The organism is Fructobacillus sp. EFB-N1 (assembly GCF_001038455.1).
Classification (GTDB): domain Bacteria; phylum Bacillota; class Bacilli; order Lactobacillales; family Lactobacillaceae; genus Fructobacillus; species Fructobacillus cardui.
Genome location: NZ_LDUY01000014.1, coordinates 25,966 through 46,913, shown reverse-complemented (window position 1 = coordinate 46,913; position 20,948 = coordinate 25,966). Strand labels below are relative to the sequence as shown.

At 46.1% G+C, this 20,948-nt stretch carries 18 protein-coding genes, 14 tRNA genes and 1 pseudogene; 31 read left to right on the top strand and 2 right to left on the bottom strand.

Annotation, left to right across the window (positions count from 1 at the left end):
- Positions 1-103 precede the first annotated feature (103 nt).
- From FEFB_RS04460 to FEFB_RS04375, 19 genes are all read left to right on the top strand, one after another.
- Positions 104-176: transfer RNA gene (locus tag FEFB_RS04460), tRNA-Val, on the top strand.
- A gap of 41 nt (positions 177-217) precedes the next feature.
- Positions 218-290 (top strand) — tRNA-Thr (locus FEFB_RS04455).
- A 7-nt stretch (positions 291-297) separates the two neighbouring features.
- A tRNA-Gly gene (locus FEFB_RS04450) sits at positions 298-369 on the top strand.
- A gap of 5 nt (positions 370-374) precedes the next feature.
- Positions 375-458, top strand: a tRNA-Leu gene (locus FEFB_RS04445).
- Positions 459-462: 4 nt separating this feature from the next.
- A tRNA-Arg gene (locus FEFB_RS04440) sits at positions 463-536 on the top strand.
- A 43-nt stretch (positions 537-579) separates the two neighbouring features.
- Positions 580-653: transfer RNA gene (locus FEFB_RS04435), tRNA-Pro, on the top strand.
- Between the two features lie 26 nt (positions 654-679).
- Positions 680-753 (top strand) — tRNA-Met (locus FEFB_RS04430).
- A gap of 12 nt (positions 754-765) precedes the next feature.
- Positions 766-839: transfer RNA gene (locus FEFB_RS04425), tRNA-Ile, on the top strand.
- A 22-nt stretch (positions 840-861) separates the two neighbouring features.
- Positions 862-951 (top strand) — tRNA-Ser (locus FEFB_RS04420).
- 28 nt (positions 952-979) lie between these two features.
- A tRNA-Met gene (locus tag FEFB_RS04415) sits at positions 980-1,053 on the top strand.
- Between the two features lie 2 nt (positions 1,054-1,055).
- Positions 1,056-1,129 (top strand) — tRNA-Asp (locus FEFB_RS04410).
- A 21-nt stretch (positions 1,130-1,150) separates the two neighbouring features.
- A tRNA-Phe gene (locus tag FEFB_RS04405) sits at positions 1,151-1,223 on the top strand.
- A 21-nt stretch (positions 1,224-1,244) separates the two neighbouring features.
- Positions 1,245-1,315 (top strand) — tRNA-Gly (locus FEFB_RS04400).
- A 21-nt stretch (positions 1,316-1,336) separates the two neighbouring features.
- Positions 1,337-1,410: transfer RNA gene (locus FEFB_RS04395), tRNA-Ile, on the top strand.
- Positions 1,410-1,616: a hypothetical protein gene (locus tag FEFB_RS08595; RefSeq protein ID WP_152666238.1), complete on the top strand. Its 207-nt coding sequence runs from the start codon at positions 1,410-1,412 to the stop codon at positions 1,614-1,616. Before FEFB_RS04395 ends, FEFB_RS08595 begins: the two co-directional genes overlap by 1 nt.
- A 230-nt stretch (positions 1,617-1,846) precedes the next feature.
- Positions 1,847-3,157 carry a serine--tRNA ligase gene (gene serS, locus FEFB_RS04390; protein WP_047975039.1) on the top strand — a complete coding sequence of 437 codons (1,311 nt, stop codon included), beginning with the start codon at positions 1,847-1,849 and terminating at the stop codon, positions 3,155-3,157.
- Between the two features lie 149 nt (positions 3,158-3,306).
- On the top strand, positions 3,307-5,718 hold the full coding sequence (gene secA, locus FEFB_RS04385) for a preprotein translocase subunit SecA (protein ID WP_047975038.1): 2,412 nt from the start codon (positions 3,307-3,309) through the stop codon (positions 5,716-5,718).
- A 48-nt stretch (positions 5,719-5,766) separates the two neighbouring features.
- Positions 5,767-6,885: a peptide chain release factor 2 gene (prfB, locus tag FEFB_RS04380; protein WP_047975037.1), complete on the top strand. Its 1,119-nt coding sequence runs from the start codon at positions 5,767-5,769 to the stop codon at positions 6,883-6,885.
- A gap of 136 nt (positions 6,886-7,021) precedes the next feature.
- The gene (locus tag FEFB_RS04375; RefSeq protein WP_047975036.1) at positions 7,022-9,505 is read left to right on the top strand and encodes an ATP-dependent Clp protease ATP-binding subunit; all 2,484 of its coding nucleotides are present in this window, start codon (positions 7,022-7,024) and stop codon (positions 9,503-9,505) included.
- A gap of 144 nt (positions 9,506-9,649) precedes the next feature.
- On the opposite strand, the gene FEFB_RS09005 is transcribed toward FEFB_RS04375, so the two are convergent.
- Together FEFB_RS09005 and FEFB_RS09185 are read right to left on the bottom strand one after the other, a co-directional pair.
- Entirely contained in the window at positions 9,650-9,985 is a 336-nt protein-coding gene (locus FEFB_RS09005; RefSeq protein WP_053068949.1) for a hypothetical protein, read from the bottom strand.
- 96 nt (positions 9,986-10,081) lie between these two features.
- Positions 10,082-10,327: pseudogene (locus tag FEFB_RS09185) on the bottom strand (prepilin peptidase); the annotation flags it as partial.
- Between the two features lie 256 nt (positions 10,328-10,583).
- Here FEFB_RS09185 and rpsL point away from each other — a divergent pair.
- From rpsL to rplB, 12 genes are all read left to right on the top strand, one after another.
- Positions 10,584-10,997: a 30S ribosomal protein S12 gene (gene rpsL / locus FEFB_RS04365; protein WP_047975034.1), complete on the top strand. Its 414-nt coding sequence runs from the start codon at positions 10,584-10,586 to the stop codon at positions 10,995-10,997.
- Between the two features lie 14 nt (positions 10,998-11,011).
- The gene (rpsG, locus tag FEFB_RS04360) at positions 11,012-11,482 is read left to right on the top strand and encodes a 30S ribosomal protein S7 (RefSeq protein ID WP_047975033.1); all 471 of its coding nucleotides are present in this window, start codon (positions 11,012-11,014) and stop codon (positions 11,480-11,482) included.
- Between the two features lie 126 nt (positions 11,483-11,608).
- Positions 11,609-13,720 carry an elongation factor G gene (fusA, locus tag FEFB_RS04355; RefSeq protein WP_047975032.1) on the top strand — a complete coding sequence of 704 codons (2,112 nt, stop codon included), beginning with the start codon at positions 11,609-11,611 and terminating at the stop codon, positions 13,718-13,720.
- Positions 13,721-13,853: 133 nt separating this feature from the next.
- The gene (locus FEFB_RS09180) at positions 13,854-15,008 is read left to right on the top strand and encodes an ABC transporter ATP-binding protein (RefSeq protein WP_047975031.1); all 1,155 of its coding nucleotides are present in this window, start codon (positions 13,854-13,856) and stop codon (positions 15,006-15,008) included.
- Positions 15,008-15,838 carry an ABC transporter permease gene (locus FEFB_RS04345; RefSeq protein ID WP_047975030.1) on the top strand — a complete coding sequence of 277 codons (831 nt, stop codon included), beginning with the start codon at positions 15,008-15,010 and terminating at the stop codon, positions 15,836-15,838. The genes FEFB_RS09180 and FEFB_RS04345 overlap by 1 nt, the downstream gene beginning before the upstream one ends.
- Entirely contained in the window at positions 15,835-16,638 is an 804-nt protein-coding gene (locus FEFB_RS04340; protein WP_047975029.1) for an ABC transporter permease, read from the top strand. Before FEFB_RS04345 ends, FEFB_RS04340 begins: the two co-directional genes overlap by 4 nt.
- Positions 16,635-17,717, top strand: a complete 1,083-nt coding sequence (locus FEFB_RS04335) for a PotD/PotF family extracellular solute-binding protein (RefSeq protein WP_047975028.1) — start codon at positions 16,635-16,637, stop codon at positions 17,715-17,717. The genes FEFB_RS04340 and FEFB_RS04335 overlap by 4 nt, the downstream gene beginning before the upstream one ends.
- Before the next feature lie 373 nt (positions 17,718-18,090).
- On the top strand, positions 18,091-18,399 hold the full coding sequence (rpsJ, locus tag FEFB_RS04330; protein WP_047975027.1) for a 30S ribosomal protein S10: 309 nt from the start codon (positions 18,091-18,093) through the stop codon (positions 18,397-18,399).
- Positions 18,400-18,457: 58 nt separating this feature from the next.
- On the top strand, positions 18,458-19,147 hold the full coding sequence (gene rplC / locus FEFB_RS04325; protein ID WP_047975026.1) for a 50S ribosomal protein L3: 690 nt from the start codon (positions 18,458-18,460) through the stop codon (positions 19,145-19,147).
- Between the two features lie 28 nt (positions 19,148-19,175).
- Positions 19,176-19,799 (top strand): 50S ribosomal protein L4, encoded by a 624-nt coding sequence (gene rplD, locus FEFB_RS04320; protein ID WP_047975025.1) that lies wholly within the window; start codon positions 19,176-19,178, stop codon positions 19,797-19,799.
- Positions 19,799-20,086, top strand: a complete 288-nt coding sequence (gene rplW, locus FEFB_RS04315; protein WP_047975024.1) for a 50S ribosomal protein L23 — start codon at positions 19,799-19,801, stop codon at positions 20,084-20,086. The genes rplD and rplW overlap by 1 nt, the downstream gene beginning before the upstream one ends.
- 22 nt (positions 20,087-20,108) lie before the next feature.
- Positions 20,109-20,942 carry a 50S ribosomal protein L2 gene (gene rplB / locus FEFB_RS04310; protein WP_047975023.1) on the top strand — a complete coding sequence of 278 codons (834 nt, stop codon included), beginning with the start codon at positions 20,109-20,111 and terminating at the stop codon, positions 20,940-20,942.
- Positions 20,943-20,948 lie beyond the last annotated feature (6 nt).

Below are 20,948 nucleotides of genomic sequence, written 5' to 3'. Positions count from 1 at the left end.
AAGCTCTATAGCGCCGAAAGTAGTTGCCGGAACGCTGGCTGCGAGGATAGGACGACGCGATGCCGATACATATAAAAAAGAAGGGGACTTCTTTTTTTATTTTGGACGATTAGCTCAGCTGGGAGAGCACCTGCCTTACAAGCAGGGGGTCACAGGTTCGATCCCTGTATCGTCCATTGGCGAAGGCCAAGATATGCACGCCGCGTCGGGCAATCCAGCCGACTTAGCTCAGCTGGTAGAGCACCGCTCTTGTAAAGCGGGGGTCGAAGGTTCGAATCCTTTAGTCGGCATGATTATGCGAACGTAGTTCAGAGGTAGAACATCACCTTGCCATGGTGGGGGTCGCGGGTTCGAATCCCGTCGTTCGCTTGGATGCCGGCGTGGCGGAATAGGCAGACGCACAGGACTTAAAATCCTGCGATGGAAACATCGTACCGGTTCGATCCCGGTCGCCGGCATAATGCACCTATAGCGCAATTGGATAGAGTGTCTGACTACGAATCAGAAGGTTGCAGGTTCGACTCCTGCTAGGTGCATAAGGCCCCAAAAGGTCTAGGGCGAAGAAGTCCAAAAAGAAAGCGGGACGTAGCTCAGCTTGGTAGAGCACCTGGTTTGGGACCAGGGGGTCGCAGGTTCGAATCCTGTCGTCCCGATCGCTGTGAGTACTACAGCAAAGTATCGCGGTGTAGCTCAGCTGGCTAGAGCGTTCGGTTCATACCCGAGAGGTCGAGGGTTCGATTCCCCCTGCCGCGATGACTCGAGCTGGGACCATTAGCTCAGCTGGTTAGAGCAGACGGCTCATAACCGTCCGGTCGTTGGTTCGAGTCCAACATGGTCCATGGAAGTGGATTAAAAAAGCATGGAGAATTACCCAAGTCTGGCTGAAGGGAACGGTCTTGAAAACCGTCAGGTCGGGAAACCGGCGCGGGGGTTCGAATCCCCCATTCTCCTTACGGGTGTTACCCAAAAATAATATTATCGCGGGATGGAGCAGTTCGGTAGCTCGTCGGGCCCATAACCCGAAGGTCGTAGGTTCAAATCCTACTCCCGCAATTGGTCGCATGGTCTAGCTGGTTAGGACGCCTGCCTGTCACGCAGGAGATCACGGGTTCGAACCCCGTTGTGACCGTTTTCTGAAAAAAGAAAAGTTGGCTCTGTAGCTCAGTTGGTAGAGCAATGCATTGAAGCTGCATGTGTCGGCGGTTCGATTCCGTCCAGCGCCATTGGGGGAACCCAGAAAAGATGCGAATGTAGTTCAATGGTAGAATTCCAGCCTTCCAAGCTGGCTATGCGGGTTCGATTCCCGTCATTCGCTTAGGCAAGAAGCCGAAGAGATGGGCCATTAGCTCAGTTGGTTAGAGCGCTGTGTTGATAACGCAGAGGTCCCAGGTTCGAGTCCTGGATGGCCCATGACAAAGAAGACTCCGGTCTTCTTTTTTTTGCATTGTGGTGTGCACAGATTGTTTGCTAAGCCTCATACCGCATACGAATTGCCTCTTTGGTCTGTTACTAAGTCATCTACAGATATTTTTGCCGATTTGGTGATTGAACGCCGCCTTGTCTTGCCTTTTTTGATTAAAATAGCTATACTAAATTTAAGCAAATATCTGTTATAAGTAGATAAACATAGAGAGGCCCTGGTTGGTGAAAAGGGTCAGATCGAAACTCCGACAGATTTACGTTAGCGAGTAATGTCGCTCGGTTTACCACCGTTATCAGGCCTTAATTGAGTGCTGCATGCTTTGCAGAACTAGGGTGGTACCACGGATTGCGCTTTTTTCGTCCCTTGACTAGGAATAGTTGGATGAAAAGGCGCTTTTTATTATCCAAAAGAGGAGAAAAAACCATGTTAGATTTGAAGTACTTGCGAAAAAATCAGGAAGTTGCAAGACAAAAATTAGCAGATCGTGGCGTTCAAAGCGACGTTTTAGCTGATTTGTTAGCCGCAGACCAGAAGCGACGAGACGTGATCGCCAAGGTGGAAGAACTCAAGGCTAAGCGCAATGAGGCATCTGATAAGATTGCCTTTGCAAAGCGTCAAAAAGAAGATGCTTCGGCAGCTATTCAGGAAATGCAAGCCGTTGCCAAGGAAATCAAGGATCTCGACCAAGAATTAGAAGGCTTAGACAAAGTGGTTAAGGACCAGGCAGCACACTTGCCAAACATTGCCGAGGATGATGTGCCAGTTGGTCCTGATGAAGAAGCAAACGTTGAAATCAGAACTTGGGAACCTGAAGACTACCAAGGCCGTCCATTGGTTAAGACGGAAGCACCAGCCTGGCTGAAGCCTCACTATGAAATCGGTGAGGACTTGGGAATCTTGGACTTCGAACGTGGAGCCAAGGTTTCTGGTGCACGGTTCTTGTACTACGTTGGTGATGGTGCACGTTTGGAACGAGCATTGTATAACTTCATGCTAGACCAGCACCACGAAGAAGGTTACACCGAAATGATTACGCCAATCGTGGTGAATGATTCGGCCATGTTTGGAACTGGCCAGTATCCTAAGTTCCAAGATGATGCTTACCGGGTGGAAGGGTTAAATCAAACCTATATTCCAACGGCCGAAGTATCTTTGACGAATTACTATTCTGGGGAAACAATCCCTGCGGAGGACTTGCCAATCTCCATCACGGCTTTGTCACCATCTTTCCGAAAGGAAGCCGGTGCTGCGGGTCGTGATACGCGCGGATTAATTCGTTTGCACCAATTTAATAAGGTTGAAATGGTGAAGTTTGCCAAGCCTGACCAGTCCGATCAAGAATTGGAAAAGATGACGAACAATGCCGAAAATATTCTGCAAAAATTAGGTTTGCCATATCACGTGATTACGTTGTCAACAGGAGATATGGGCTTCTCTGCTGCTAAGACGCATGACTTGGAAGTTTGGTTGCCAGCTCAGGGAATGTATCGTGAAATTTCTTCGGTATCAAATACTCGTGATTTCCAGGCCCGCCGAATGCACATTACTTACCGAAATGAAGATGGTAAGTTGGAATTGGTTCATACATTGAATGGTTCCGGTTTGGCCGTTGGTCGAACAGTGGCTGCCATTTTGGAAAACTACCAAAATGAAGATGGAACAGTAACGGTTCCAGAAGTTTTGCGTCCATATTTGGGTGGTCAAGAAACATTGCAGGCAACGCCACATCATTAAAAACAACCAAGCTGTTGGCTGATTTCAGACTGCCACGTCTGTTATTTCCACGGCTTTTTTGCTATACTAGGCTGTAGTATTCTTAAAATTTAATGAACATTTTGTGATGAAGGGAGTGTGTCCGTTTTTTAACGGTCACCGATATAAGCATGGTTAATCCAGTCCGTAAACTTTACGACAATTCAAAGCGTCAATTAAAAAAGATTGAAAAGATTGCTGACCAGGTAGAGTCATACGCAGACACGGTTGCTGCCCTGTCTGATGAAGCCTTGCAAAAGAAGACGCAAGACTTTCAAATTCAAATTCAAGCAGCTTTAGCTGGTAAGACAAGTGCAGCTGAAAAGCAAAAGGCAACGGCTAAAGAGCTTGATGCCCTTTTGCCTGAAGCCTTCGCGGTGGCAAGAGAAGGTGCTAAGCGTGTCTTGGGTCTTTATCCATACCGAGTACAAATCATGGGTGCCATCGTTTTGCATGGTGGAAACCTAGCCGAAATGAAGACCGGTGAAGGAAAGACATTAACGGCCACAATGGCAGTTTATTTGAACGCATTGGCCGGCCAAGGTGTCCACGTTGTGACGGTGAACGATTACCTTTCAAAGCGTGATGCGGAACAGATGGGTCAACTCTATAACTGGTTGGGTCTGACTGTTGGTGTGAACGTTGGTGATGCTGCTCCTGATGAAAAGAGGGCTGCTTACGACGCTGATATCACTTATTCAACAAACTTTAATATTGGTTTTGACTACCTCCGTGACAACATGGTTACTCGGGCAGAAGACCGCGTGATGCAACGTGGTTTGAACTACGCTTTGATTGATGAAGCGGATTCAATTTTGATCGATACGGCACGAACGCCATTGATTATTTCTGGTCCTGGTTCAGGGGTTTCACCTTTGTACCAACAGGTTGACCGATTTGTTAAGACTTTAACTCGTGACGAAGACTATAAGGTCGATGAAGAAAGCAAGAATACTTCACTCACGAGTGAGGGGATCAAGAATGCTGAAGTCTTCTTTAACTTGGATAACTTGTACGATGCGCAAAACACAGCTTTGACCCACCACGTGGACCAGGCTTTGCGTGCCAACTTCAACTACTTGAACGATAAAGATTATGTTGTTCAGGATGGTGAAGTCAAGTTGATTGATCAATCAACTGGCCGTATTTCAGAAGGAACTCGTTTGTCCGATGGTTTGCACCAGGCTATCGAAGCCAAAGAAGGCGTCGAGGTTCGTGAAGAAAATAAGTCAATGGCTCAAATCACTTATCAGAACCTCTTCCGGATGTACAAGAAGTTGTCTGGTATGACTGGAACGGCTAAGACGGAAGAAGAAGAATTACGCGAAATCTATAACATGGAAGTCGTTGAAATTCCAACCAACCGGCCAATCCAACGTCAGGACTTGCCTGATTTGCTTTACCCATCATTGAAGACTAAGTTTAATGCGGTTATCAATAAGGTAGCGGAATTGCACAAGAAGGGCCAACCCGTCTTGTTGGGAACAGGTTCAGTTGAATCTTCTGAATTAGTGGCGAAGTTGTTGACGGCGCACAAGATTCCACATAACGTTTTGAATGCCAAGAACAACGAAAAGGAAGCCGAAATTATCGCTAATGCTGGTCAACGTGGTGCCGTTACGGTGGCGACGAACATGGCCGGTCGTGGAACTGATATTAAATTAGGCCCTGGTATCGACGATTTGGGTGGCTTGGCCGTGATTGCCACGGAACGTCACGAATCACGTCGAATTGATAACCAGTTGCGTGGTCGTGCTGGTCGTCAGGGAGACCACGGATCTTCACAATTCTTTTTGTCATTGCAAGATGACTTGATGATTCGTTTTGGTGCCGAACGAGTACGGACGATGCTGCAGCGGATGAACATGGACGACGAAGATACGGTAATTACTCACCGTTGGATTACGCGTTCGGTTGAATCAGCTCAAAAGCGAGTTGAAGGAAACAACTACGATACTCGTAAGAACGTCTTGCAGTATGATGATGTTGTCCGTGAGCAGCGTGAGCTGATTTATCGTGAACGTGACCAAGTTTTGGATGAAAAGAAGAGCTTGGATGATGTTTTGTTGCCAATGGTTAAGCGGACAATCAACCGTGTGGTTGATGCCCAAACGCCTGGTAAGGACGAAAAGGAATGGGATTTGGAGGCCCTCTCTGCCTTCGTAGAAACGTCATTAACCTCTAAGGACCTCGGTGCTGTTCGTTTGCAAAACTTGAACCGCCAAGAAATCAAGGACCGCTTGTACCAGTTGGCCCTTGATAATCTGGCCGAAAAGAAGCAAGACTTGCAGGAAGCAGAACAATTGTTGGCTTTCGAGCGCATTGTTATCTTGCGAACAGTTGACCAACACTGGACGGACCACATTGATGCCTTGGATCGTTTGCGCCAAGGAGTCGGCTTGCGTGGTTATGGCCAGTTAAATCCATTGGTGGAGTATCAAAACGAAGCCTTTGCAAACTTTAATCGAATGATTGCTGATATCGAATACGATGCTACCCGGACCTTTATGAAGGCCGAGATTCGTACGAACTTAACAGCGTAAACAAAAAGCGAACGCTCAGTTCGCTTTTCTTATGTGGGAGGGCCCGCCATGGAAACAGTGGCAGCCAAACAGGCGCTAACAGCCATCCAAGAGGATATCGAACGTTTTGCCAAAACGTTGGATTTGGATGCGCTAACAGAAGAAATTGCTGATTTTGAATACCAAATGACAGAACCGGGGTTTTGGGATGACCAAGAAAAGGCCCAGGGAATCATTGAGCAAAGCAATGTATTGAAAAATCGGCGTGATTCTTTCTTGAACCTATCCGAACAGGCCGATGAAATCGAGGTCTTGATTGAGATGGTGGAAGAAGATCCTGAAGATGAAGACAGCCAAGAAGAATTAACCAACTTGGTTGAAAAGACACAAAAAGACGTTGAGGCTTATAACCTGGAGCAATTGTTGACGGGTGAGTACGATGCTAACAATGCCATTTTGGAAATTCATCCTGGTTCTGGTGGAACCGAGTCAACCGACTGGGGCGCCAACTTGTACCGGATGTATACCCGCTGGGCTTCAGCCCATGACTTTAAGGTTGATGTTTTGGACTATCACGCTGGTGATGAGGCTGGTATTGATTCAGCAACCTTGAAGATTACCGGTCACAATGCTTATGGCTTTTTACGGTCTGAAAAGGGTGTTCACCGTTTTGTCCGGATCTCACCTTTTGATTCTGCTGGCCGGCGACACACATCTTTCGTTTCCGTTGATGTGATGCCAGAGTTGGACGACAGTATCGAAGTCGAAGTTCGCGATGATGACATTAAGATGGATGTCTTCCGTTCCGGTGGAGCTGGAGGACAAAACGTCAACAAGGTTTCAACGGGTGTCCGTTTGACCCACGAACCAACAGGAATCGTTGTTTCTTCAACCGTTGAACGAACACAATATGGTAACCGTGATTATGCCATGCGCCTCTTGAAGGGAAAGCTCTACCAGTTAGAGTTGGAGAAGAAGGAAGCGGAACGGGCGGCCTTGTCAGGGGAAAAGATGGAAAACGGCTGGGGATCTCAGATTCGTTCTTATGTCATGCACCCTTACCAGATGGTCAAAGACCACCGGACCAATTACGAAAGTAACCAACCACAAGAAGTTTTGGATGGCGATTTAGACCCATTGATTAATGCTTATCTCCAATGGCAACTAAGTCTGAAGAATCCAGATTAAAACACAGAAAAGAAAACCAGGAATTTCCTTGGTTTTCTTTTTCTTATTTCAGAATTATTTCCGAAAAAATAAACTTGCGTTATAATATGTACCAATATCGGATTTGACATTCCCCGTTATGATATAAGGAGGGAAAATGGAAAACAAGTATACTAGTTCTGCAGAAAACGTCTTGTCATTGGCACAAGACCAAGCAAAGTATTTTCAACACCGTGCCGTTGGGACGGAACACCTACTCCTAGCCTTGTCTTTGGAACAAGCGGGTGTGGCAGCTAAAGTTTTGGCTGAATTTAACGTCAATAGTGACAAAATCAAAGAGGAAATCGAGCGGTTTACGGGCTATGGGATGGACCAGGATGCCAACCAGGAATCCTACCTGCCATACTCACCTAAGGCGGCTTCAATTTTGAAGTGGGCCGCTGATCAAGCAGATTTGATGGGTCAGACTGAAGTGGGAACGGAGCACTTGCTCCTGTCACTGCTCCAGGATTCAAGCATCTTGTCATCACGCATTTTGATCGGCTTAGACGTCAACTTGAAAGACATGAACAAGGCGATTTTGCGGCGTCTAGGCGTGACTGATTTACGCAAACAGGCAAAACAGCAGAAATCCAAGGAGTTGGGCACGCCCACTTTAGATAAATTAGCTCGGGACATGACCGAAGTTGCCAAGGCTGGTAACTTGGATCCCGTCATCGGTCGCGATACTGAAGTCCGGCGTGTTGTCCAAATTTTGTCACGGCGGACAAAGAACAATCCTGTCTTAGTTGGTGAACCAGGTGTTGGAAAGACCGCGATTGCCGAAGGATTGGCCCAGCGCATTGTGGCCGGTTTGGTACCGGATTCTTTGAAGAAAAAGCGACTGATGGCCTTGGATATGGGGTCATTGGTCGCGGGTACCAAGTACCGTGGTGAATTCGAAAGCCGATTGAAGCAGGTTATCGAAGAAATTGAGGCGGATGGGCATGTGATTCTTTTTGTTGATGAATTGCATACGCTTGTTGGTGCCGGTGGCGCTGAGGGGGCCATTGATGCGGCCAACATTCTAAAGCCTGCCCTTGCCCGGGGCGATTTGCAGATGTTAGGTGCGACTACCTTTGATGAGTACCAACAATACATTGAGTCTGATGCTGCTTTGGAACGCCGTTTTGCTCAGGTAACGATTAATGAACCATCAACGGCCGAAGCAATTACGATTTTGAATGGGATTAAAAAGAAGTTTGAAAACTTCCACCAGGTTGATATCGAACCAGAAGCTGTTGAAGCTGCTGTTAATCTATCATCACGGTATATTACCGGCCGCTTCCTGCCTGATAAGGCCATCGATTTGATGGATGAAGCGGCGGCAAAGGTGCGGATTGACGATGTCGATCGCGCAACGCCACTTCACAAGGACCGAATTGAATTAGTCAAGATTCAAAAGGCCAAGGATGAGGCCATTGCTGCAATGGACTTTGAAAAGGCTGCTGATTTGCGCTTGAAGGAAATGAGTTTGCGGAAGAAGATTGACCGTGCTTTGCTTCGCAAGGAAAAGAAGCAAGAAAAGGACCAAAGCTTTGGTTTGAAGGTGGCACCGGCCAACATTGCCCAAGTCATTTCTCAGCAAACCGGGGTACCGTTGACTCAGGTTGAAAAATCAGAATCCGATCATTTGGTGAACCTGGAAAAGGAATTGGGTAAACGCGTCATCGGCCAGAAAAAGGCGATTTCAGCGGTTTCCCGTGCGATCCGCCGATCACGGTCAGGCTTGTCTGACCCCAACCGCCCAATTGGAACTTTCCTATTTTTGGGCCCAACTGGTGTTGGTAAAACTGAGTTAGCCAAGGCTCTGTCTGAAATCATGTTTGGTTCGGAAGATAATATGATTCGGGTTGATATGTCCGAGTACCAAGAACAGTACTCTGCTTCACGCTTGATTGGTTCAGCCCCTGGTTATGTTGGTTATGACCAAGGTGGGCAATTAACAGAACAGGTGCGCAACCATCCTTATTCCATTATTCTTTTGGATGAGGTGGAAAAGGCTCACCCAGACATCTTTAATTTGATGTTACAGGTCTTTGATGATGGCTTTTTGACGGATGCGAAGGGCCGGAAGGTTAATTTCCGTAATACCGTGATTATCATGACCTCAAACTTGGGCGCAACTCGATTGCGAGACGAGAAGATGCTTGGCTTTGGCTCAACTGATTTGAAAAATGATGACCAGGCTGTGGCCAAAAAGATTCGCGAGACGGTTAAGGAAACTTTCCGCCCAGAGTTTATCAACCGAATCGACGAAGTCTTGGTCTTTGATGCATTGACCAAGGACGAGGTTCGACAAATTGTGCGCTTGATGACCAAGTCATTGCTCCGCCGAGTAGCAGAGCAAGGCATTAAGGTTAAGATGACGATGGCTGCAATTGATGCCATCGCTGACGCTGGCTATGACCGCGAATACGGTGCAAGGCCAGTTCGGCGGGTTATCCAGACCGAGGTTGAGGACCGGCTCTCAGAGGCGCTTCTGGACGGTGAAATTACCACGGAAGATGTTGTCACGATTGGCGCACAACACGGTCAAATTAAGCTAAAGATTAAGAAATGCGAAACGCCCGAAAAGAAGGGCGAACTCGTTAAGGAATAGCACAACAAATGGCCACCAGAGTGGTAACAATCTGGTAGCCAGCGTGCACAGAGCTAGGGAAACCGAGCTTTTGAAAACAGAGGTTAAGCCCCCAGGGCTTGACCTCTGTTTTTGTGTCAGCAATTGCCTGAATCATCGCCAGTCCTATGTTAAGAGGGGGTTAAGCAGTCCGGCCAAAACAAAACCGACAAACAAGAAGGGGATGAAGGGGAGACACCTTTGCTGATTTTCTTGTTGAAACGCTAAATAAATCAATACACTGGTACTAGACAAGAGTAAGAAGAGGGAGAAGGCTTGCTCAGTTAGTGAGAAAAAACCAATTGCTAAAACTGGTATATCACCTATGCCAAGAAAGTCATTGAGTGTTAGCCATAGAACTAGAAGAATCAAGGCGGTGAGAAACCAACCACTATAGGGATGGTGAACGAACGAGATTAAGACGGCAACCCACAGCCAGGCTAACCATGCTGAGCAGGTCATGGTGGACCAATCTTCCTTGGCTAAATAAAGCAAAAGGTAGGCAGAGCCAAGAACCCACAGGTTATTCTGGTGAAAAAGAGCTGTGAGGAAAAGCGGTAGAATTCCTTCAAGGATAGCCAGTAACGGCCAGTTGGCAAAAGGTTGTTTACAGTAACGACAGCGTCCTTTCAAAAACCAAGCTGAGAAAACAGGGATGAGGTCATACCAAAACAGAATGTGGTGACAACTGAAACAAAATGAACGCTTTGTCCACAGAAAAAGATGTTGACTGGAGCGGTCGGCCAGGCAAAAAATCAGTGAGACGATGATTAAGTTGGTTAAATATAGTAAAATGTTAGTCATAGGGAGTTAGACGAAAGTCAACCCTAAAAATTGAAATCGACCCTTAAAAAACTGGCAAAAAGCCCTTGACATTAGCTCTAAACCTGCTATTATATTCAACGTGCTTTTAAGTCATTAGTCCTTTTGCGCGGGTAAAGCCGGCAAAAGGCCTGTGTAAAGGCAAGTCGAAGCAGGACTTCCAGGAGCACTTTTGTTTATGAACAAAAGTGATACGCCTGGAACTGTGAAAAAAACAAGAATGAAGGAGTATAGTAGGATGCCTACAATTAACCAATTGGTTCGTAAGTCACGTAAGTCTCAAGCGACTAAGTCAAAGTCACCAGCCTTGAACTTCGGCTACAACTCAATGAAGAAGAAGGCAACAAACAATGTTGCCCCACAAAAGCGTGGAGTTGCGACTCGTGTCGGAACTTTGACACCAAAAAAGCCTAACTCAGCTTTGCGTAAGTACGCTCGTGTACGTTTGTCAAACTTGTACGAAGTAACTGCTTACATCCCAGGTATTGGTCACAACTTGCAAGAACACTCAGTTGTTTTGATCCGTGGTGGTCGTGTTAAGGATTTGCCTGGTGTGCGTTATCACGTTATTCGTGGAGCCTTGGATACTGCTGGTGTTGACGGCCGTATGACTTCACGTTCAAAGTATGGAACGAAAGCTCCTAAGAAGTAAGGAAAGGACAACTCATGCCACGTAAAGGTTATACGAAGCGTCAGGAAGTTTTGCCTGACCCAATTTACAATTCAAAGTTAGTTTCACGTTTGATCAACAAGTTGATGGTTGATGGAAAGCGCGGAACTGCTTCAACTATCTTGTATGCAGCTTTTGACCGCATCAAGGAAACTACTGGTAACGAACCATTGGAAGTTTTCGAACAAGCAATGGAAAACATCATGCCAGTTTTGGAAGTTAAGGCCCGCCGTGTTGGTGGATCTAACTACCAGGTGCCAATCGAAGTTCGTCCAGACCGTCGGACTACTTTGGGCTTGCGTTGGTTGGTAAATTACGCTCGTTTGCGTAACGAACACACAATGGAAGAACGCTTGGCTAAGGAAATTATTGACGCAGCCAACGAAAACGGTGCTTCTGTTAAGAAGCGTGAAGACACGCACAAGATGGCTGAAGCCAACCGTGCCTTCGCACACTACCGTTGGTAGGATTTTCGTAAAAGTGGACTTTGGTTCGCTTTTACGGGCCTACTAATAGGCTCATAATTTTTAAAAAAGCGAACAAATATTGCTCGCTTTTTGTTGCAACTAGGATAAAAAAATTAGGAGATCATCATGGCAAAGCGTGAATACCCGCTTGATCACACTCGTAATATCGGTATCATGGCCCACATCGATGCCGGTAAGACGACGACGACAGAACGAATCTTGTACTATACAGGTAAGATTCACAAAATTGGTGAAACACACGATGGTGCTTCACAAATGGACTTCATGGAACAGGAAAAGGAACGTGGAATCACGATCCAATCAGCCGCTACTACTGCTGTTTGGCGTGGCTTCTTCGACCAATATGAAAAGAACCCATTCCGTGTTAACATCATCGATACTCCAGGTCACGTGGACTTCACAATCGAAGTTGAACGTGCCTTGCGTGTCTTGGATGGTGCCGTAGCCGTGTTGGATGGTGCTGCTGGTGTTGAGCCACAGACTGAAACTGTTTGGCACCAGGCAACGACTTATAACGTTCCCCGGATTGTTTTCGTTAATAAGATGGACAAGTTGGGTGCTGACTTTGAAATGTCAGTTAACTCAATGCACGAACGTTTGCAAGTTAACGCCGAAGCTATTCAATGGCCAATTGGTGCCGAAGATGATTTCGAGGGTGTTATTGACCTAATCGAAGAAAAGGCTTACTGGCCTACTGATGACTTGGGTTCAAAGTGGGAACCACGTGAAATCCCAGCTGACTACCAAGACATCGTTTCAACAAAGCGCGAAACTTTGATTGAAGCCGTTTCGGATGTTGATGAAGAATTGATGGAAAAGTACCTTGAAGGTGAAGAAATTTCTATCGATGAATTGAAAGCTGCTATCCGTCGTGCCACATTGAATTTGGAATTCTATCCTGTTTTGGCTGGTTCAGCCTACAAGGATAAGGGTGTTCAAATGATGTTGGATGCTGTTGTTGATTACTTGCCAGGTCCTCTAGAAGTTCGTCCTTATGTCGCAACTGACCCTAAGACTGATGAAGAAGTTGACTTGGTTGCCGATGACTCAAAGCCATTTGCTGCTTTGGCCTTCAAGATCATGACAGATCCATTCGTTGGTCGTTTGACATTTATGCGTGTTTATACTGGTACTTTGCAATCCGGTTCATACGTACAAAACACTTCTTCAGATACTCGTGAACGTGTTGGTCGTTTGCTCCAAATGCACGCTACTTCACGTACTGAAATTGAAGAAGTCTTCTCAGGTGATATCGCTGCTGCGATTGGTTTGAAGAACACTACTACTGGTGACTCTTTGACTGCTGTGGACCACCCATTGATTCTTGAATCAATGGAATTCCCAGAACCAGTTATTGAATTGGCCATCGAGCCAAAGACAAAGGCCGACCAAGACAAGTTGGCAACTGCTTTGCAGAAGTTGGCTGAAGAAGACCCTTCATTCCGTGCCACAACGAACCAGGAGACTGGTGATACTTTGATTGCCGGAATGGGTGAATTGCAGTTGGATATCATGGTGGATCGTATGAAGCGTGAATTCAACGTTGAAGCCACTGTTGGTGCCCCTCAGGTTGCTTATCGTGAAGCATTTACGAAGACTGTTCAAGCTCGTGGATTCTTTAAGCGTCAGTCTGGTGGTAAGGGACAGTATGGTGACGTTTGGATTGAATTCTCACCAAACGAAGAAGGTGCTGGCTTCGAATTCGAAGATGCTATCGTCGGTGGTGTTGTTCCTCGTGAATACATCCCTTCAGTTGAAGCAGGTTTGAAGGATGCCTTGAATGCTGGTCCTTTGGCAGGCTTCCCATTGGTTGATTTGAAGGCCAAGTTGTACGATGGTTCTTACCACGATGTCGATTCTTCTGAAGCTGCCTTTAAGATTGCCGCTTCATTGGCTTTGAAGGAAGCTTCAAAGACTGCCGGTGCCGTTATTTTGGAACCAATCATGGCTGTTGATATCGTTGTTCCTGAAGAAAACCTTGGTGATGTGATGGGACACGTTTCTGCACGTCGTGGTTTGATTGAAGGACAAGAAAACCGTGGACCTGTTTTGGCTGTTAAGGCACAAGTGCCTTTGTCAGAAATGTTTGGTTATGCAACGACTTTGCGTTCAGCTACGCAAGGACGTGGTACTTTCCAGATGGTTTTCGACCACTATCAAGCCGTTCCTAAGAACGTTCAAGAAGAAATTATCAAAGCACAAGGTAAGGAAGCTTAATTGCTTCTTTCACTCATTGTCTGAAAACCAGGTTGCTGCGGCAGCCTGGTTTTTTGTTTCCGATAAAATTTTAAAGTTTGGTCTGTTGTCTCATTTGTTGTAAGATGGTGACAATAATGATTGGAGAAGTAACATGGTTGAAAAGATGCCAATTCTTGAATTTTCCAAGGTCGCCCTTTCTTTTGGCGATACGGAAGTATTAAAGGAAATTGACCTGGTCTTAGAATCAGGTAAGTTTTATACCTTATTGGGCCCATCCGGTTCCGGAAAGTCGACGATTTTGAAACTGATTTCTGGTCAGTTACAGGCCGATGCGGGCAAAATCTTTTTTGAAGGCCAGGTCATCAATGATGTGCCGGCTGAAAAACGACGGGTCAACACGGTTTTTCAGAATTATTCCCTCTTTCCAAATATGAATGTCTTTGATAACGTGGCCTTTGGTCCGCGATTAAAGAAAATGTCTGAAAAAGACATTCAAGACAAGGTTAAAGAAATGTTGGGATTGGTCAAGCTGTCAGGCTTTGAGCGCCGAGAAATCAGCGAACTTTCAGGTGGGCAGCAACAGCGTGTGGCTATTGCCCGTGCTTTGGCTAACGACCCAGAGGTCCTTCTTTTGGATGAGCCGCTGTCGGCCTTGGACTATAAGTTGCGTAAGGAATTGCAGCAGGAATTGCGTAATATCCAAAAGCGCTTAGGGATAACCTTTGTCTTCGTGACGCACGACCAAGAAGAAGCCCTGGCGATGTCGGATTGGATTTTTGTCATGCATGATGGTTTAATCCAACAAAATGGGACGCCAGAAGATATTTATGATGAACCGATTAATCACTTCGTTGCTGATTTTATTGGGGAAACCAATATCGTGCCCGGGATTATGAAACATGATTACCTGGTTCACTTTGTCGGTAAGGATTTTGAAAACGTTGATGCCGGCATGCGGCCAAACGAACGGGTGGAAGTGGTCTTGCGGCCAGAAGACTTGGATTTGACTGATCCCGCTAATGGTAAATTAGTGGTCACCATTCAAGACCAACTTTTCCGTGGGGACTACTACGAGATCACAGCCGTTGATGATGACATGAATACCTGGCAGGTCCAGGCGACAAACCCAGCAACTGTTGGTGCTCGGGTTGGCCTGACCTTTGACCCTGAGGATATTCACATTATGCGCTATAACGAAAGTGAAGCTGCCTTTGATGCCCGGCTGGAATCCTATGAAGATGAAGAGGCCGAAGCGGCTTTGCAAGCTGCTAAGGATGATCAGTCGCAATCAGGAGGACAAGGCTAATGGCACTGTCTTTTAAAAAACAAAAGCAGGGCTTTACCTCTGCTTATATGGGGATTTATGGTCTGTGGCTCTTGGCCTTTGTAGTGTTGCCGCTCTTGTTGCTCCTCGTTGAATCCTTGCAGGACCAGAACCACCACTTTACGCTGGCGAATTATCAGGCCTTTTTTACCTCGGGTTCCTATTTGGCCATGACCTTTAATTCCATCTGGTACGCCTTTTTGATTACCGTGATTACGCTGGTCTTTGCTTATCCAACCGCTTATTTTTTGACAACGCTGAAAAATAAGCAGTTTTGGCTGTTGCTAGTCATATTGCCAACCTGGATTAACTTGTTGCTGAAAACCTATGCCTTTATTGGTTTGTTAGGGCAGGGGGGCTTAGTTAATTCAACTTTGACGGCGGTTGGTTTGCACCCCATGCAGTTACTGTTTACTGACTGGTCATTTCTCTTGGTGGCGGCTTACGTGGAGTTGCCCTTCATGATTTTACCGATTTTTAACGCCTTAAGTGATATCGACCCATTGCTGACGGCTGCTAGTCGCGACCTTGGGGCAAACTCTTGGCAAACTTTGAAAAAAGTAATCTGGCCCTTATCGATGCCTGGGGTAAAAGCCGGTATTCAAGCGGTCTTTATCCCCAGCCTGTCACTCTTTATGATTACCCGTTTGATTGGTGGTAACCGAGTGATTACTTTGGGAACAGCAATCGAAGAGCATTTCTTAGTGACTCAAAACTGGGCCTTTGGATCAACGATTGGTGTCATCCTCATCGTAGCGATGGTGATTACGATGCTCTTAACACAGGATAAGCAGAAGGGAGGCCGGTCATGAAAAAAATCAGAACCCCATATTTGATTGTGATGTTTTTGATTCTTTACTTGCCAATTTTGTACCTTGTCTTCTATTCCTTTAATGCGGGGACAACGATGAAGGGCTTCGCGGGCTTCTCCTTTAAGCACTATGGCGAACTGTGGCAGGATACCCGCCTAATCGACATCGTTTTTGAAACGGGAATTGTAGCCTTGCTGTCTTCCTTATTAGCAACCATTATTGGAACATTGGGTGCATTGGCAATCTTTCGTGTTCACCGGGGAGCGGTTAAAGGGGCTTTGCTTTCCCTGAATAACGTCTTATTGGTTTCGCCCGATGTTATTATTGGGGCGGCGTTCTTGATTCTCTTTACGACCTTTAAGTTCTCGCTTGGCTTTGTCACGGTGTTGCTGGCTCACGTTGCCTTTTCAATTCCAATTGTAGTTTTGATGGTCTTGCCTCGATTGCAGGAAATGAACCCGGACTTGGTCTTGGCCGCCCAGGATTTAGGGGCTCGGCCAACCCAGGTCTTGGGGCAGGTCACCATTCCGGCAATTACGCCAGGGATTGTGGCGGGCTTTTTTATGGCCTTGACCTATTCATTGGATGACTTTGCCGTGACCTTCTTTGTCACTGGAAACGGTTTTTCGACTTTGGCTGTTGAAATTTACTCACGTGCCCGCCAGGGGGTTTCATTGGAAATTAATGCCTTGTCGGCACTGATTTTCCTCTTTTCTCTGGTAATTGCCGTGGCCTACTACTTTATTAACCGGTTAAATCAGCGCCAAAAGGCCCCGGAACTAAGGGAGAAGGTTAAATGAAAAAATTTTTCTTAAGTATTTTAGCCATTTTACTGGTTGTTGTTGGCCTGGTGGCTGGGAAAGCCGTCTTTGACAATAGCCGCAAGGATGAGGTGACAGGTGAAAAAGTCTTGAACTTCTATAATTGGGGCGATTATATCGATCCTGATTTGCTGACAAAGTTTACCAAGGAGACTGGCTACAAGGTGAACTATCAGACCTTTGACTCGAACGAGGCTATGTACACCAAGATTAAGCAGGGTGGGACAAACTATGATTTAACGGTCCCATCCGATTATATGGTAGATAAGATGGCCCAGGAGGGCCTGCTGGCACCATTAGACAAGTCCAAGATTACGGGCATGAACAACATCGATTCACGCTTCTTAAATCAGACCTTTGACCCGCACAATAAATATTCCGTTCCATATTTCTGGGGAACGCTGGGAATTCTTTATAATAAAAAGAAGGTCAGTGCTGATCAAATTGATACCTGGGCGAAGTTGTGGTCACCGCAATTCAAGAAACAAATTATGTTGGTCGATTCAGCCCGTGATATTTTGGGGATGACCCTGATTTCCCAAGGTAAGTCCGTTAACGACCAAAATGTTGCGGATTTGGCGGCGGCTAAGGGGAAGTTAGATACTTTGATGCCAAACGTCAAAGCTATTGTGGCTGATGAGTTAAAGATTTATATGGCCCAAGGAGAAGCTAGCATTGGGGTAACTTACTCTGGTGAAGCGGCTCAGGCAATGTCGCAAAACTCGGACTTAGCCTATTTGGTACCTAAAGATGGCTCAAACGAATGGTTTGATAACTTGGTGATCCCAAAGAATGCCAAGCATAAGGAGGCGGCCTACGCCTTGATTAACTTCTTAAATAAACCCGAGAACGCAAAGCAAAATGCTGAATACGTTGGCTATGCGACGGCAAACAAGGGGGCCTATGCCCTGTTGCCGGCTGATGAGAAGTCTGACCCAGCCTTTTATCCATCCGCTGCCACTTTGGACCGGTTGCAGGTTTATCAAACCTTCAATCAAGAGTGGACACAACGCTATAATGACGCTTTCCTAGAATTCAAAATTTCACGACCATCATAAAATGAATGATTTTACTGATTTTTTGATGGATAAAATCCGCGTGAGTGGTTAAAACGAAGAATTTTTGTTAAAATTAACAAATATTGTAAAAAATAATTGCTGATTCTAAACGAAAAGAATTTGGCAAAAAAATAAAATAAATCAGTGAAAACCCTTGCTAGTCAAGGGTTTTTCTGTTATTATATTCAAGTACGCCTTTTGGGGTTGCCGATGCAAACCCCTTAAAAAGACTGGTGTATCAACGTTTAGCGATGATGATTAAGGTTGCGACACGCGCGGCCGCGTTGCCAAGGGCGCGCAAAACACCGCAAAAGGTGTTGTCGGTTTTTGATCGGAGTTAGCTGATTTACAAAATCAACGAGGAGGCACGAAAATGGCACAAAAGAAGATCCGTATCCGCTTGAAGGCATACGAACACCGTATCTTGGACCAATCAGCAGACAAGATTGTTGAAACAGCAAAGCGTACTGGCGCAGAAATCGCCGGTCCTATTCCTTTGCCTACTGAACGGACATTGTACACGGTGCTTAGTTCACCCCACAAGTACAAGGATGCTCGTGAACAGTTCGAAATGCGAACTCACAAGCGTTTGGTCGACATTGTGAACCCTACTGACAAGACAGTTGACGCATTGCGTAAACTTGAATTGCCAGCTGGTGTTGCAATCGAAATCAAGCTCTAATTTAAAGTACCACCCCGCTAGATAAAATAGTTTAGCGATGAAATGAAGGAGATTAGTCATGACTAAAGGTATCTTAGGCCGTAAAGTCGGTATGACTCAGGTTTTTACTGAATCTGGTGAATTGATCGCCGTGACTGCTGTTGAAGCTACTCCAAACGTTGTTTTGCAAGTTAAGACGCAAGCAACTGATGGATACAACGCTTTGCAGTTGGGTTACCAAGACAAGCGCGAGATTTTGTCAAACAAACCTGAACAAGGCCACGTTGCAAAAGCCAACACAGCCCCTAAGCGCTACATTCGTGAAGTCCGTGATGCGGAAGGCGAATACAGCGTTGGGGATGCAATTGCTGTTGACACTTTCCAAGCCGGTGAATATGTTGATGTTACCGGTATTACTAAGGGACACGGTTTCCAAGGTGCTATCAAGCGCTTGGGTCAATCACGTGGTCCTATGAGTCACGGTTCTCGTTACCACCGTCGCCCAGGTTCAATGGGTGCCATCATCAACCGGGTATTCAAGGGTAAGCTCTTGCCTGGTCGTATGGGTAACCAGAAGCGGACAATGCAAAACATTGCGATTGTTCACGTTGATGTTGAAAACAACTTGTTGTTGTTGAAGGGGAACGTTCCTGGAGCAAACAAGTCACTTTTGACAATCAAGTCAACTGTTAAGACAAATGCTAAGCACCCTGAAGTGAAGATGGCCGGCGCAAAGCCAGCTGCTGAAGCTCAGGCTGAAGAAGCTTAATACTTTATAGAAAGGAGAACAATCAATCATGACAAAAGTTGCTGTATTAAAGCAAGATGGTTCAAAGGCTGCTGACTTGGACTTAAACGAAGCAGTTTTCGCCGTTGAACCAAACAATGCTGTGATTACTGACGCAGTTTTGATGCAACGCGCATCAATGCGTCAGGGAACGCATGCGGTTAAGAACCGTTCCGCTGTTTCTGGTGGTGGCCGTAAGCCATGGAAGCAAAAGGGAACTGGTCGTGCCCGTCAAGGTTCTATCCGCGCGCCACAATGGCGTGGTGGTGGAATCGTATTCGGTCCAACCCCACGTTCTTACTCTTACCGGATCAACAAGAAGGCTTATCAATTAGCCTTGAAGTCAGCTTTGTCACAAAAGTTGGCTGACAACAAGTTGGTCGTAGTTGATGCTTTGGCATTTGATGAAGCTAAGACAAAGAACTTCAAGGAAGTTTTGGCAAACTTGGCTGTTGATTCAAAGGCCTTGGTAATCGTTGATGAAGGTAACCAAAACGCTTTGTTGTCAGCTCGTAACTTGGCAAACGTTCAAGTGATGACAACAAACGGTATCAACGTCTTGGACGTTGTTAACGCTGATAAGCTGGTGGTTGTTCAAGCAGCGATCGAAGAAATCCAAGGAGGTCTCGCCTAATGGATGCACGCGATATTATCCGCCGCCCAATCATTACCGAAGCTTCAATGGCGCAAACAGAAATGAAGCGTTACGTATTTGAAGTTGATGTTCGGGCTACTAAGCCAGAAATCAAGCGTGCTATCGAAGAAATCTTCGATGTACAAGTTGCACGTTTGAATACCGCAAATGTTCGCGGCAAGAAGAAGCGTCAAGGACGTTATGTTGGATTCACTCGTAAGATGAAGAAGGCTATCGTTACTTTGAAGGCTGACTCAAAAGATATTCAAATCTTTAACGAAGGTTAATTTTTAATAGGAGGATAAGACATTGGCTATCAAGAAATACAAGCCAACCTCTAACGGACGTCGTAACATGACGACTTCTGATTTTGCAGAAATCACGAAGTCAACGCCCGAAAAGAGTTTGTTGGCAAAGAAGTCAAAGACCGGTGCGCGTAACGCACAAGGTCGCATGACAGTTCGCCACAAGGCTGGTGGACACAAGCAAGCCTACCGTATTATTGACTTTAAGCGTACAAAGGACGACAAGTTCGCAACGGTTAAGGCAATCGAATACGATCCAAACCGTACGGCTAACATCGCCTTGCTCGTTTATGAAGACGGTATCAAGGCCTACATCTTGGCGCCTAAGGGACTTAAGGTTGGCGATAAGGTTCAATCTGGTCCTGATGCCGACATTAAGGTCGGTAATGCCTTGCCATTGAGTGCTATTCCTGAAGGTACTTTGATTCACAACATCGAATTGAAGAACGGTAAGGGTGGTCAATTGGCACGTTCCGCTGGAGCATCTGCTCAGATTTTGGGACGTGATGGTAAGTACACTATCGTTCGTTTAACTTCAGGTGAAGTACGTTTGGTTTTGAGCACTAACCGCGCCACTATCGGTGAAGTTGGTAACTCAGAACACTCATTGATCAACTGGGGTAAGGCCGGACGTAACCGTTGGCGTGGAAAGCGTCCTCACGTTCGTGGTTCTGTAATGAACCCTAACGATCACCCACACGGTGGTGGTGAAGGAAAGGCCCCTGTTGGCCGTCCAAGTCCACTTTCTCCATGGGGTAAGAAGACTGCTGGTAAGAAGACTCGCGATAAGAAGAAGAACTCAACAAAGTTCATCGTTCGCGGTCGGAAGAGTAAGTAAGGGAAG